This is a genomic window from Usitatibacter rugosus (assembly GCF_013003965.1).
Lineage (GTDB): Bacteria > Pseudomonadota > Gammaproteobacteria > Burkholderiales > Usitatibacteraceae > Usitatibacter > Usitatibacter rugosus.
The window spans coordinates 4,365,300-4,377,999 of the sequence record NZ_CP053069.1; the positions used below are offsets into that span (position 1 = coordinate 4,365,300).

The 12,700-nt window shown below is 69.0% G+C and carries 12 protein-coding genes; 9 read left to right on the forward strand and 3 right to left on the reverse strand.

Annotated elements, in window-relative coordinates; genetic code table 11:
* Positions 1–16: 16 nt before the first annotated feature.
* Genes DSM104443_RS20770 through DSM104443_RS20780 form a run of 3 tightly spaced genes read right to left on the reverse strand, consistent with a single transcriptional unit; the run spans position 17 to position 1,751 of the window.
* Positions 17–604: a ubiquinone biosynthesis accessory factor UbiJ gene (locus tag DSM104443_RS20770; protein ID WP_171095763.1), complete on the reverse strand. Its 588-nt coding sequence runs from the start codon at positions 602–604 to the stop codon at positions 17–19.
* Positions 604–1,338: a bifunctional demethylmenaquinone methyltransferase/2-methoxy-6-polyprenyl-1,4-benzoquinol methylase UbiE gene (gene ubiE, locus DSM104443_RS20775; protein ID WP_171095766.1), complete on the reverse strand. Its 735-nt coding sequence runs from the start codon at positions 1,336–1,338 to the stop codon at positions 604–606. The genes DSM104443_RS20770 and ubiE overlap by 1 nt, the downstream gene beginning before the upstream one ends.
* Positions 1,338–1,751: a gamma-butyrobetaine hydroxylase family protein gene (locus tag DSM104443_RS20780; protein ID WP_171095768.1), complete on the reverse strand. Its 414-nt coding sequence runs from the start codon at positions 1,749–1,751 to the stop codon at positions 1,338–1,340. Before DSM104443_RS20780 ends, ubiE begins: the two co-directional genes overlap by 1 nt.
* Positions 1,752–1,803: 52 nt before the next feature.
* Between DSM104443_RS20780 and DSM104443_RS20785 the strand changes: the two genes are divergently transcribed.
* The 9 genes from DSM104443_RS20785 (at position 1,804) to DSM104443_RS20825 (ending at position 12,599) form a co-directional block, all read left to right on the forward strand.
* Complete coding sequence (locus DSM104443_RS20785) at positions 1,804–2,199, forward strand: PTS sugar transporter subunit IIA (RefSeq protein ID WP_171095770.1); 396 nt, start codon at positions 1,804–1,806, stop codon at positions 2,197–2,199.
* Positions 2,196–2,465: an HPr family phosphocarrier protein gene (locus DSM104443_RS20790; RefSeq protein ID WP_171095772.1), complete on the forward strand. Its 270-nt coding sequence runs from the start codon at positions 2,196–2,198 to the stop codon at positions 2,463–2,465. The genes DSM104443_RS20785 and DSM104443_RS20790 overlap by 4 nt, the downstream gene beginning before the upstream one ends.
* Before the next feature lie 3 nt (positions 2,466–2,468).
* A complete protein-coding gene (gene ptsP, locus DSM104443_RS20795; protein WP_171095774.1) occupies positions 2,469–4,217 on the forward strand; it encodes a phosphoenolpyruvate--protein phosphotransferase in 1,749 nt (582 codons plus the stop codon).
* A gap of 9 nt (positions 4,218–4,226) precedes the next feature.
* A complete protein-coding gene (locus DSM104443_RS20800; RefSeq protein WP_171095776.1) occupies positions 4,227–6,905 on the forward strand; it encodes a sensor domain-containing phosphodiesterase in 2,679 nt (892 codons plus the stop codon).
* Between the two features lie 151 nt (positions 6,906–7,056).
* Positions 7,057–8,208 carry an SPFH domain-containing protein gene (locus tag DSM104443_RS20805; protein ID WP_171095778.1) on the forward strand — a complete coding sequence of 384 codons (1,152 nt, stop codon included), beginning with the start codon at positions 7,057–7,059 and terminating at the stop codon, positions 8,206–8,208.
* Entirely contained in the window at positions 8,205–9,722 is a 1,518-nt protein-coding gene (locus DSM104443_RS20810; protein WP_246232383.1) for an SH3 domain-containing protein, read from the forward strand. Before DSM104443_RS20805 ends, DSM104443_RS20810 begins: the two co-directional genes overlap by 4 nt.
* A 15-nt stretch (positions 9,723–9,737) precedes the next feature.
* Complete coding sequence (locus tag DSM104443_RS20815) at positions 9,738–10,856, forward strand: zinc-binding metallopeptidase family protein (protein WP_171095780.1); 1,119 nt, start codon at positions 9,738–9,740, stop codon at positions 10,854–10,856.
* Positions 10,857–10,953: 97 nt separating this feature from the next.
* Positions 10,954–12,216: a hypothetical protein gene (locus DSM104443_RS20820; protein ID WP_171095783.1), complete on the forward strand. Its 1,263-nt coding sequence runs from the start codon at positions 10,954–10,956 to the stop codon at positions 12,214–12,216.
* A gap of 2 nt (positions 12,217–12,218) precedes the next feature.
* Positions 12,219–12,599 (forward strand): hypothetical protein, encoded by a 381-nt coding sequence (locus DSM104443_RS20825; protein ID WP_171095784.1) that lies wholly within the window; start codon positions 12,219–12,221, stop codon positions 12,597–12,599.
* Positions 12,600–12,700 lie beyond the last annotated feature (101 nt).

The following is a 12,700-nucleotide window of genomic DNA, read 5'->3' on the forward strand; positions in this document are numbered from 1 at the left end:
CTCCACAGTCCGGGCTTTAGCCCGGCGTCGAGGCTCCGGGGGCGAGGCGCTCGATCCGCTTCTCGAGGCGCTCGACCGCATCGCGCAGCTCCGAGACGCCGTGGGTGAAGTCCTCGACCTTCACGCGCGAGGCGATGAGCGGGCTTTCCTCGGTCCAGTACTCGGCCGCGCCAGCCGTCGTGCGCTTGACCGCCTCGCTCGCCCAGTGCGCCGTGGCGTTGGCCGCACCCGCCGCGCGATTCGCCGCGACGTCGCCCACGACCTTCGAGAGATCCTCGGCCGCGTCCCAGCGCAGGTTCCGCGCGAGGAAGGACACCTCGTGCGCGAATTCCGCGTCGCCGGTCATGCCGACCTCGCGGTACGCCGCCTCGTCGTGCATCGCGAGGCGCGGCAGCAGGAAGGGCGAGATGCGCACTTCGAGATCGCGCGTAACGCCGGGGATCGCCGCGGTCACCTCGCCCGTCGTCTGCACCGTCCAGGCGAACGTGACGGGGCCGACGTGGAAGGCCGCGGTCTTGCCGGCGTAGCGGGCGAGGCGCTCCATCGCGACCGGCGTCGAGCGCAGCACGTGGTTCAGCGCGGCCGTGACCGGACGCGGGCCCATCAGGCCTTGAAGCCGCGGTGCAGCGCCACCACGCCGCCCGTGAGGTTGAAGTACTCGACGCGCGTGAGGCCCGCGGTCTCCATCATCGACTTCAGCGTTTCCTGGTCGGGATGCATGCGGATCGATTCCGCGAGGTAGCGGTAGGCCTCTTCGTCTCTCGCGACGTACTTGCCGAGCTTCGGCAGGATCGAAAACGAGTAGGTGTCGTACGGCTTCTCCAGCACCTTGTGCGGTTTGGAGAACTCCAGGACCAGCACGCGCCCGCCCGGGCGGGTGACGCGCGCCATCTCCGCAAGCGCCCGATCCTTGTGCGTCATGTTGCGCAGCCCAAAGGCGACGCTCACGCAATCGAACGAATCGGCCGGAAAGGGGAGCTTCTCGGCGTCGCACAGGGCCAGTGGCGGGAAGAAGCCGGCGTCCAGCACCTTGTCGCGCCCCACGGCGAGCATGGCGCCGTTGATGTCCGTCATCCACACCTGGCCGGTGGAACCGGCGCGCTTGGAGAACGCGAGTGCCAAGTCGCCGCTGCCCGAGGCCACGTCGAGGACGCGAGAGCCCTCGCGGACGCCCGAGAGCTCGATCGTGAAGCGCTTCCAGGCCCGGTGCAGGCCGAACGACATGAGGTCGTTCATGAGGTCGTAGTTGCCCGCGACCGACTTGAAGACCGCGCCGACCTTGCCCGCCTTCTCGGCTTCGTCGACCTGCTGGAAGCCGAAGTGGGTCTTGCCCGCCATCAGTGGTGGCTGCAGCCCGGCCCGTGGACGTGGGCTGCGAGGGCGGATTCGACGTCGCGCGAGGCGCCGGCCTGCTCCATCTGCGCCAGGTAGCTGCGCCAGTTGGAGTCCTGCTTGGCGCCGATGTCGTAGAGGTAGTCCCAGGAGTAGATCCCGGTGTCGTGCCCGTCGGAGAAGACGAGCTTCACCCCGTAGGCGCCGACCGGCTCGATGGCCGTGATGCCGACGTTGCGCTTGCCCGTCTGCAGCACCTCCTGGCCGGGCCCGTGCCCGCGAACCTCCGCCGAGGGAGAGAACACGCGCAGGTACTCCGTCGACATGTCGAAGGCCTGGCCGTCGTTGAAGGCGATCTCGAGCCGGTTCGAGGCCTGGTGGAGGGTGATTTCGGTCGGGACGGGGTGTTTGCGATCCATGGCCCCATTATGGCTCAGGACGCATTTACGGAGCGCCGCTAGAATGGGCTCCATGATCGGCATCCTGATCGTCTCCCACGGCGCCTTCGGCGAAGCGCTCATCCACTGCGCGAGCCACGTGCTCGGCAAGCGGCCCCTTTATCTGCGGCAGCTGGGCGTGACCATCCACGACGACCCGGACGCGATCCTCCCGGTGGCCGAGGACCTGATCCGCTTCCTCGACCAGGGCGCGGGCGTGCTGGTCCTGACCGACATCTACGGCGCCACCCCCTCGAATATCGCCGCGCGCATCCTCAAGCCCGGCAAGGTGGAAGGCATCGCGGGCGTGAACCTGCCCATGCTGATCCGCGCCCTCACGTACCGCGACGAGCCGCTCGAGGTCGTGATCGGCAAGGCGCTCTCGGGCGGCCAGGACGGCCTCACGCGCATGCCCCACCGCACGCCATGATCAAGAAAACCATCACCATCGTGAACAAGCTCGGCCTCCACGCGCGGGCCTCGGCCAAGCTCACGCAGACGGCCTCCACCTTCAAGAGCGGCGTGTTCCTTTCCCGCAACGGCCGGCGCGTGAACGCGAAGAGCATCATGGGCGTGATGATGCTGGCCGCCGGGCTCGGCGCCACGGTCGAGATCGAGGCCGAGGGCGAGGACGAGCAGGCGGCGATGGATACGCTGGAGAAGCTGTTCGCAGACAAATTCGGAGAGGGCAGCTAGCCCATGGACGCGAAGGCTTCCAGCGTCTGCTTCACGATGCACGGCATCGGGGTGTCCTCGGGCATCGCGATCGGCCACGCGCACTTGTTCCTCGGCATGTCGACCGAGGTGGACCATTACGAGGTTCCGCCCGGAGAGATCCTGCGCGAGCAGCGCCGCTACGACCGGGCCGTCAAGGAGGTCCGCGACGAGCTGAAGGAGCTCGCGTCGAGCGTGCGACATAGCGCGGCGGCGGAGCTGGCGCCGTTCGTGAACGTGCACCTGATGCTGCTCGACGATTCCGCGTTCACCGAGGCGCCGCGCGAGCTGATCCGCGAGCGCCACTGCAACGCGGAATGGGCGCTTCGCATCCAGCTGGACGAGCTCTCGGCGCAGTTCGACGAGATCGAGGACCCCTACCTGCGCGAGCGCGAGGAGGACGTGCGCCAGGTAGCCGAGCGCGTGCTCGAAGCCCTCGCCGGCACCAAGCGGCGCATCGTCGCGAAGCCGGTGCGCGGCGAGGACTCCCCCATCCTCGTGGCGCGCGACCTCTCGCCCGCCGACGTGATCCTCTTCCGCCAGCACCCGTTCGCCGCCTTCGTGACCGACCTGGGCGGCGCCACGTCGCACACCGCGATCATCGCGCGCTCGATGGGCATGCCGGCGATCGTCGCCCTGCACCACGGCCGCAGCATGATCCGCGAGGACGAGCTGATCATCGTCGACGGCACCCAGGGCGTGGTGATCGTCAACCCGGACAAGCACGTCCTGGCCGAGTACCGCCTGAAGCAGAACGAGGCGCGGCTCGACAAGGAAAAATTGAAGCGCCTGCGGACGGCGCCGGCCGCCACGCTGGACGGCACCACCGTGCAGCTCTTCGCCAACATCGAGCTACCCTCGGACGTCGAGCCGGTGCGCGCCTCCGGCGCCACGGGTGTCGGCCTCTTCCGCAGCGAATTCCTGTTCATGAACCGCCGCGGGCTCCCCGACGAGGAGGAGCAGTTCGAGGCCTACAAGGAGGTGGTCGAGGGCATGAAGGGCATGCCGGTCACCATCCGCACGCTGGACAGCGGCGCCGACAAGGCGATCGACGGCCAGGAGATCACGACGATCAACCCCGCGCTGGGCTTGCGCGCGATCCGCTACTGCCTCGCCGAGCCGCACATCTTCAACGTGCAACTGCGCGCGATCCTGCGCGCCTCGCGCTTCGGCAAGGTGATGATCCTCATCCCCATGCTCTCCACCTGGGCGGAGATCACGCAGGCGCTGCTCGCCGTGGCCGCGGCCAAGGAGCAGCTGAAGACCGAAGGCGTGAAGTTCGACGAGTACGTGCCGGTGGGCGGCATGATCGAGGTGCCGGCCGCGGCGATCGCGCTGCCGATGTTCATCCGCAAGCTCGACTTCCTGTCGATCGGCACGAACGACCTCATCCAGTACACGCTCGCCATCGACCGCGCCGACGACGCGGTGGCGCACCTCTACGACCCGCTGCATCCGGCGATCCTGAACCTGCTCGCGGGCGTGATCCGCACCGCGCAGCAGCATGAGAAGCCGGTGGCCGTCTGCGGCGAGATGGCCGGCGACGTGGACCTCACGCGCCTGCTGCTGGGCTTTGGCCTGCGCAACTTCTCGATGCATCCCGCGCACGTGCTCACGGTGAAGCAGCGCGTGCTCTCGACCAGCCTCCCCGACATCGCCCCTTTCGTCGCCCGCATCCTCAAGACGGACGAGCCCGAACGCCTGCAGGCCCTCATGGAGAAGCTGAACGCGTAGGTTGCCGACATGAACCGAGCCCACGACCAAGCGGCGCTGCGGGTCCAGACACAGCAGGCGACCCTGTTCGCGCTGCTGAAGAGCGGCATTCCGACGGCGCTGGCCGCCGATGCGTGGAAGGCGCTCACCGAGGCCACGGCGCGCACGCTCTCCGTGCAGCGTGCCTCGATCTGGCTGCTGGACGACAAGCGCGACCGGCTGATGCTCCAGGACCTCTACGACGTGAAGACCGGGCGCCACACCAAGGGCCTCACGCTGGAGGCCCAGCAATACCCCTCGTACTTCCACGCGCTGCGCTGGAGCCGCGCGATCGTGGCGCCGGATGCCGCGACGGATCCGCACACGAAGGAGTTCGCCAACGGCTATCTCGAGCCGCTCGACATCGTGTCGATGCTGGACGCCGGCATCTGGCGGGGCGGCGCCGCGCGCGGTGTCGTGTGCCTCGAATCCGTCGGAGAGCGACGCGACTGGTTCGCCGACGAGCAGCAGTTCACGGGATCGATCGCCGATCTCGCCGTGTCGGTGCTGGACAACGAGGCGCTGCGCGCCGCGCACGCCAAGCTCGACGAGTCCGAGACGCTCTTCTCGCGCGCGCTCCGCTCCAGCCCGGACTGGATCTCCGTCGTGCGCATGGACGACGGCGTGATCCTCCACGTGAACGACGCCTTCGAGCGCGAATCGGGTTACGCCGCCGCCGAAGTGGTGGGCCGCCCGACCGTCGAGGTCGGCCTGTGGGCGGACCCCAAGCAGCGCTCGGGCTGGATCGAGCGCATCCGCACCGAAGGCCTCGTGCGCGAGTACGAGGTCGAGTTCCTCACGAAGGCGGGCGAGCGCCGGACCTTCCTGCTCTCCGGCCACCGCGTGGAGATCGGCGGGGAGCAATGCGTCGTCACGAGCAGCCGCGACATCTCCGAGCTGAAGCGCCGCGAGCGCCTGGTGGCCGACATCGCGCGCGGCGTCGGTGCGGCGATCGGCGAGTCGTTCTTTCGCTCGCTGGTGGACCATCTCGCCGGGGCCCTGGAAGCGGACCTGGCCTTCGTGGGCGAGCTCGGCCGTCCGGAGACGGGCACGGTGCGCAGCATCGCGACGAGCGACCACGGCAAGCCGAGGGACGACTTCGAATATCCGCTCGACGGGTCGCCGTGCGAGACGATCCTGGCGCACGGCGTGTGCGCCTATCCGAGCGGCGTGGCCGTGCGGTTTCCGCACGACCGCGCCCTCAGCGAGAACAACATCGAGGCCTATGTCGGCGCCCCGCTCATCGACGCGAGCGGCAAGCCCCTGGGCCTCATCGCCGTGCTCTTCAAGCGGCCGCTCGCCGACGTGGCGCTCGCCGAGAACCTGCTCAAGATCTTCGCCGCGCGGGCCTCGGCGGAGATGGAACGCCGGCAGCAGCTGCGCTCGCTCGAGCACCAGGCGCGGCACGATCCGCTCACCGGCCTGGGCAATCGCGTGCGGCTGCGCGAGATGCTGGAGGCGGGAATGGGCGCGAACGCGGCGGCCGGGCGGCGCGGTGCGTTGCTGCTGCTGGACCTGGACCGCTTCAAGGAGATCAACGACACCCTTGGCCATCACGTGGGCGATACGCTGCTGATCCGACTATCCCGCCGGCTCGAGCGCGAGATGCGCACCGGCTGGGGCGGCCAGGTGGCGCGCCTCGGCGGCGACGAGTTCGCGGTGTGGATCGAGCACCTGGATCGCGATGCGACGGCGGAGATCGCCGCCGCCCGGGCGCTCGCCGCGATCACGGCACCGCTGGAGATCGAAGGCTACCGCCTCGAAGTCGGTGCGAGCATCGGCATCGCGATCGCCCCCGACCATGCGGACTCGCCGAGCGGCCTTCTGCGCTGCGCCGACGTGGCCATGTACGAAGCGAAGCGTCACGGCTCGGGCTTCGTGGTGTACGAGGCGACGCAGGATCCGTATTCCGTCGAGCGCCTGGGGCTCCTCACCGAGCTGGGCGGCGCGATGGGCCGCGGCGAGATGCGCGTGCACTACCAGCCCCGCCGCAACCTCCTGAACGGCGAGCTCTCCGGATTCGAGGCGCTGGCGCGTTGGGAGCATCCACGCCTGGGCCTGCTCGGGCCGGGACGGTTCGTGCCGCTCGCCGAGCTCTCCGACGTGATCCGCCCGCTCACGCTGTGGGTGCTGGGGACCGCGTTGAAGCAGCGCTGCGCCTGGAACAAGGGCGGAGTGATGGCCGTGAACCTCTCCGCGCGCCACCTGATGGACGACAGCTGCCCGGAGCAGATCGCCCGCGTGATCTCGGAGAGCGGCGCGGAGCCTTCGATGCTGGAGCTCGAGATCACCGAGAGCAGCCTGATCGGCGATCCCGATCGCGCGCAGGCCATCCTCGAGCGCATCTGCAACCTCGGCGTGTGCATCGCGATCGACGACTTCGGCACCGGCTACTCGTCGCTCTCGCACCTGAAGCGCCTGCCGCTGCACAAGCTCAAGATCGACGTGTCGTTCGTGCGGCAGATGCTCGCCAGCCCCGCGGACGGCGCGATCGTCGACAGCACCATCGGCCTCGCCCACCAGCTCGGCCTCTCGGTCGCCGCCGAGGGGATCGAGGATGCCGCGACGCTCGACGCGCTCCGTGTGCACGGCTGCGACGAGGGGCAGGGGTATTTCATCGGTTACCCCATGCCCGCGGCGGATGCCACTGCGTGGATGGCTTCTCACTGACGTTGCTGTAGCACCAGCCGCGCCAGCGGCTGCAATCGCGTTGCCACAATTGAGCGCCGCCTCTCCATAGCTCGCGCAGCACCGCATCTCCTCCGGACGTTGCAATGCCTCTACCGGCCCATCGGGGCCGGCCTACCTGGAGGCCAGAGCGATGTTGCCGCGCGTGAAGGAGATGGTGCAGTCGATCCGCAAGCAGTTTCCCTGGGGGCTCGTGGTCCCCGTCGCGATCGTGGGCGCGGTCGCCTACGTGATCCTGAGCCACCCGCCGGTGCAGACGGTCGGCACCGGCGAAGCGGGTGTCCGTGAGAACCGCTTCAACGGCGAAGTCACGCAGTGGCGCGACGGCAGTGTCCTCGTGTTGCCGGGGCTGCACGAGATGCGCGTCTTCTCGCTGCGCGACCGCAACTACCGTCCTACCGAGATGGCGCGTTCCGACGGGCCCGCGCCGCTGCAGTCGCGCGAGGGACTCTCGCTCGGCGTCGACCTCTCGGTGCGCTATGCGCTCGACCCCGCGCGCCTTCGCGACGTGGCCTCGCGGCTTCCCGAAGACCTCGACAAGCAGATCGTCGAGCCGGCGATCCGCGGCGCCATCTACAAGGAGTTCGCCAAGTACACGGTGCGCGAGATCTTCTCGACGCAGCGCCCGGAGATCCTGAAGACGGTCGAGGCCGACCTGAAGGCGAAGCTCGCCGCCGACGGCGTGTTGCTGCGCTCGATCGTGATCGGCAAGGTGGACCTGCCCGCCGACTACCGCCGCGGCATGGACCAGCTCCTGGCCGAGGAGCTCGCCTCCGAGAAGATGCGCTACACGCTGGAGCTGAAGGACAAGCGCGTGAAGGAAGTGGCGCTGGACGGCGAGGCGGAGAAGACCCGGCGCGAGAAGACGGCCGAGGCGCATGCGCGCGAGCAGGTGATCGCCGCCCGCGGCCAGGAAGAAGCGATGAAGCATGTGTTGCCGTTGAAGGAGCGGCAGATCGAACAACGCAAGCTGGAGGCCGAGGCGGACAAGCAGACTCGGATCCGCGGTGCCGAGGCTAGTGCCGCCGCCCGGAAGATCGAAGCCAATGGCGAGGCCGACGCGCGCCAGAAGCTTGCCGACGCGGAGGCGTACCGCCTCGAGAAGGTGGGCAAGGCCAATGCCGACCAGATGTCGCGCGAAGGCCTCATCGTCACGGCGCATCCGCTGCTGATCCAGAAGGCGATGGCCGAGAAGCTCTCCGACAAGGTGCAGGTGATCATCGCGCCGCCCGGCGGGGACGGCGACATCGTGAGCGCGGCGCTGCTCGGAAGGCCGCGGAAATGAACACGCGCCTGCTCTTCGTCTTCGCGCTGGCGGCGCTGGCCCTCGCCGCGACCGCGATGGCCGAGCCCCCGGCCGTGAAGACCGGGATATCCGGCGACCGGGGCATCGCGATCGTCACGCAGGAGCCCGCGGGCCTTCGCGCGGCGCCGAAGGAATCGAGCAAGCCGCACACGCTGCTCTCCCAGGGCGAGGCTCTCGAGGTGCGCGGCGAGAAGCTCGAGTTCGTGCAGGTCTACGACTACCGCCGCGAGCGCGGCGGCTGGGTCGCGGCGCGCCTCGTGCAGCGCTTCCGCCTCGACGCGGCCGAGGCCCCGGAGCTTCTCGCGGTGATCCGGTTCCTGCGGGAGATGCCCGGGCGCGAGGCGCTCGGCATCGGGTTCGCGGCCGCGTACATCCAGGCCGCGCCGAAGGAAGTCATGAACGGGCCGAACGGCGTGGAGGCGTTGGATGCCCTCGGGACGTTCGCCGAGCGGCTCGCGCGCCGTGCAAGCGCCGGCACGCTGGGCAAGGCCGAGCAGGCCGAGGTCTCGGCGCACCTCGACGTGGCGCTGCGCCACGGTGTGCGATTTACCTCGCGGGAGGCCGAAGGCCGCGTGCTCCTCTGCTACGACGGCGACGCATTCAAGCGCGTGCTGGCGATGGCCGCGACCCCCGAGCAGCGCGCCCGTGCCGCCCTCGCCGTGACGCGTAGCGACTGCATCGACGCGGGCCTCCGTCCCGGCGAGCGCCAGGCCCTCGACGCGTGGCGCTCGGAGATGCTCGACCGCGTGACGGTGGCCGACCTGCCGCCCGCGATGAAGAATCGCGTGCACATGCGCCGTGCCGCGGTGTGGTCCGGGCTCGCCTACCACCAGGCGCGCCGCGGCGAGGCCACGACGGACGCGGCACAACGCGCACTCGCGGAGCTGGCTTCCGTACGCAAGGAAGATCTCACCGAGAGCGACACGCGGGCCTACAGCGACGCGGTGATGCGTGTCGGTGCCTCGCGGTGGGCGACGATCCCGGCGAAGCCCGCGCCGAAGCAGCCCGACTCGCGCCCGCGGCTGGTCGCGGTCTCGGGCAACGTGGGCGAGACGTGCCTGCTGCTGGTCGACGCGAAGAACGACGTCCTGGCACCCCTCGCGCGCCGCTGCACCTACGGGCTGCCGTGGATGGAATCCGCGACGCTGAATCGCGAGTCGAATGCGGTCGCCGTGGCCGTGCAGCAGACCGACACGTGGCGCGAGGCCTGGGTCTTCCGCAAGGCCGGGGCCGCATGGACCGTGCGCGTGCTGCCGCCGGCGACGTTCGCGCCGGGGGTCGGCTACGCGGAAGTCGCGGGCTGGGTGCCGGGCGGCTCGCAGATGCTCGTGGCGCGCGAAGCCTCGGGCGACGGACGCTACCAGCGCGCGTTCGAGCTGATCCGCCTCGACACGCTCGCGACGGTGCGCACGGCCGAGGAACCTTCGCACCTCTCCGCGTTCCAGCGCTGGCAGGATCCGGCGTGGAAGCAGAACACGGTGAGCCTCCGGTGACCTATAGTCTCGGCCATGCAAGCTTATTCGTGCGCCTGCGGGCAGCCGATCTTCTTCGACAACACGCGCTGCGTGGGCTGCGGCGCCGACATCGGGTTCGATCCCTACGTGGCGCGCCTGGGCCCCATCGATTCCGCTTCCGACGGCACGTGGACCTTTCGCGGCGCGGGCACCAACGTGGAGCGCTTCCGTCTTTGCGCGCATCGCGCCACCGAGGTGGCCTGCAACTGGATGGTGCCCGCGCACGAGCCGTTCGCCGATTGCCTCTCGTGCCGCACGACACGGATGATCCCGATCCTCTCGCGCCCGCGTAACCCGCAACGCCTGCGCGAGCTGGAAGGGGCCAAGCGGCGCGTGCTCTTCAACATCCTCGGCATGGGCCTTCCCGTAGTGCCGCAGGAGGAAGACCCCGAGCGCGGCGTCGCCTTCGACTTCCTCGAGACGCTCGAAGGCGAGCCGCCGGTGATGACGGGCCACGCCGCGGGCGTGATCACGCTCAACGTCGCCGAAGCCGATGACGACTACCGCGAGCGCAATCGCGACAGCCTCTCGGAACCGTATCGCACCCTGGTGGGCCACTTGCGCCACGAGCTGGGCCACTACTATTGGGACCGGCTGCTGCGCGACGGGCCGTGGCTGCGGCCATTTCGCGGCTTGTTCGGCGACGAGCGCGCCGACTACGGTGCCGCGCTGCAGAATCACTACGCGAACGGCCCGCCGCCCGACTGGCGACAACGCTTCATCAGCAGCTATGCCGCCTCGCACCCATGGGAGGACTGGGCGGAGAGCTGGGCGCATTACCTCCACTTGCGATCGACGCTCGAGACCGTGGCGAGCTACCGGCTGGACACCAACTCCGTGCCGCTCAAGATCACGCCCTTCGGCCCGGAGACACTCTATGGCCACGCGCCGCGCGAGGCGGGCGAGGCCTTCCTCGCGTGGATCAACGCGTGGGTGGTGCTCACCACGGTGCTGAACGAGACGGCGCGCAGCATGGGCCAGCCCGACATCTATCCGTTCGTGCTCAACGCTCCGGCCGTCGCCAAGCTCCACTTCGTGCATCGCGTCGTCACTCGCGACGACGTGGATGCGATGGAGCCGCCGCCGGGAACCCTGCAGGTGCCCGCCCCTTAAGACCTTAGGGCAATGCCCTCCGGGGCGCTCGGGGCGCACAATCATCCTGCGGCCTTCCGTCCGCCCAAAGCCCAACAAGAACCGGAGCCCCCCCGAAATGAACCGCCTCTTCGTCACCCAGGTCGCGCTTTGCGCCGGCCTCGCCACCGCGGTGACTGCCGCACTGGCCCAGTCCGTCACCCTCTCCGGCGCCGAGCTCGCACCGGCCACGCTGTTGAAGAGTCCCCGCCACACGGTCGCCGAGCCCGTCACCGTCGAGGGCCACCTCGGCGTCTTCGTGATCGAGTCGAAGTTCGGCAAGTTCACCGTGCGCGGCACGAACCTCCTCGCCGCGCGCGTCCAGGAGCTGCAGGCGATCGAGGAGCTGCAGAAGGTGCAGAAGGATTCCGCGTTCACCGAAGCGCTCGGCAAGTCCGCTTCCGGGATCGCCAAGTTCGCCGTGAACACCGTCGACGATCCTGGCAAGACGGCCGAGAGCATCGGCAAGGGCGTGGGCACCGTCTTCGGCCGCATGGGCTACATGGCGAAATCGGGAGCCAGCTACGTGGGAGACAAGGCGGTCGATGCGACGACGGGCGCCTCGAAGGGGGCCGGTGGCAGCGCCCCTGCGGGCGACCCCGCGCCGCCGTCCTTCACGGGCGATCCCTTCGGCTACAACAAGGCCCGGCGCGAATGGGCGAAGAAACTGAACATCGACCCGTACACCTCGAACCCCGTGCTGCGTCCGCTGCTCGACAGCGCCGCACAGGCGAGCTTCGCCGGCAACTTCGCCGTGAACCTCACGCTGGGCGCGGCGATGGCGCCGATCTCGTACGCCTACTCGTTCGACGAGACGGTGCGCGACTCGGTGTGGAACAAGGCGCCGGTGGACCTCGAGAAGGAGAACCTCGAGAAGCTGCTCGCACTGGGCGTGAAGGACCGCACCGCACGGGATTTCGCACGCAACAAGTGGTTCACGCCCTCGCTGCAGACCGCGCTCGTGGCACGCCTCGGTGCCCTCGGCAGGATCGACGGAATGGATTCGGTCATCGCGACGGCCGCCAACACGCAGGGTGAAGTCCGCGCGCGCTTCCTGCTCGAGTCGCTGGCGATGCTGGCCGCCTTCCACGAGAAGGACGGCAAGCTCACGCGCATCCGCATGAGCAACCTCGTGCCGGTGGGCAGCACCGCGGACGGTCGCGTGGTCGCGGCCCTCGCGATCGACTACGCCCTGTGGGACGCGGATGCGAAGGCCTTCACGCAGAGGAAGGAGCTCACTGCGAAGAGCCGCACGCTCCTCATCGCCGGCAAGGCGAGCCCCGAAGCGAAGGCCGGCCTCGAGAAAGCGGGCTGGATCGTGAAGCCGGGGCTGCGCGCCTAGGCATGCTGCGCGAGATTCCCCACGTCCGGCAGGACAACGTCGCGGTGAAGCGGCGCTGGTTCCAGGACGACTACTTCGACCTGTGGACGTGGCAGGAGCTGGGCGACGGGAAGACCGTCGCCTTCCAGCTCTGCTACGACAAGCGCAATGACGAGCGAGCGCTCTCGTGGCGCCGCGACCACGGCTTCGATCACCTCCGTGTGCTCACGGGCCGTGCCACCGACGACAGCGCGGCGCTGCTGCAGGGCGACGCCGGCGTGTTCCCCGCGGTGATCGTCTCGCGCAAGCTCAAGGTGGCCGGCGAGAGCCTCCCCGCGGACCTGAAGAAGTTCGTCTTCCACAAGGTGAAGGCCTACGTGAAAGGCATCAAGGAATTGCGGTAACATGTAGTTTGTCAGCGCCGATTTGAAACTCAGATTGCGGGCGCTCAATAAATGCGGCTAAACGAGTGACGTCCCGGAAAACCCGACGCCCCTTGTTTCAG

Coding starts and splice junctions, on each gene's coding strand:
- DSM104443_RS20770 (WP_171095763.1), bottom strand. CDS start 604: ATGGGCCCGCGTCCGGTCACGGCCGCGCTGAACCACGTGCTGCGCTCG.
- ubiE (WP_171095766.1), bottom strand. CDS start 1,338: ATGGCGGGCAAGACCCACTTCGGCTTCCAGCAGGTCGACGAAGCCGAG.
- DSM104443_RS20780 (WP_171095768.1), bottom strand. CDS start 1,751: ATGGATCGCAAACACCCCGTCCCGACCGAAATCACCCTCCACCAGGCC.
- DSM104443_RS20785 (WP_171095770.1), top strand. CDS start 1,804: ATGATCGGCATCCTGATCGTCTCCCACGGCGCCTTCGGCGAAGCGCTC.
- DSM104443_RS20790 (WP_171095772.1), top strand. CDS start 2,196: ATGATCAAGAAAACCATCACCATCGTGAACAAGCTCGGCCTCCACGCG.
- ptsP (WP_171095774.1), top strand. CDS start 2,469: ATGGACGCGAAGGCTTCCAGCGTCTGCTTCACGATGCACGGCATCGGG.
- DSM104443_RS20800 (WP_171095776.1), top strand. CDS start 4,227: ATGAACCGAGCCCACGACCAAGCGGCGCTGCGGGTCCAGACACAGCAG.
- DSM104443_RS20805 (WP_171095778.1), top strand. CDS start 7,057: ATGTTGCCGCGCGTGAAGGAGATGGTGCAGTCGATCCGCAAGCAGTTT.
- DSM104443_RS20810 (WP_246232383.1), top strand. CDS start 8,205: ATGAACACGCGCCTGCTCTTCGTCTTCGCGCTGGCGGCGCTGGCCCTC.
- DSM104443_RS20815 (WP_171095780.1), top strand. CDS start 9,738: ATGCAAGCTTATTCGTGCGCCTGCGGGCAGCCGATCTTCTTCGACAAC.
- DSM104443_RS20820 (WP_171095783.1), top strand. CDS start 10,954: ATGAACCGCCTCTTCGTCACCCAGGTCGCGCTTTGCGCCGGCCTCGCC.
- DSM104443_RS20825 (WP_171095784.1), top strand. CDS start 12,219: ATGCTGCGCGAGATTCCCCACGTCCGGCAGGACAACGTCGCGGTGAAG.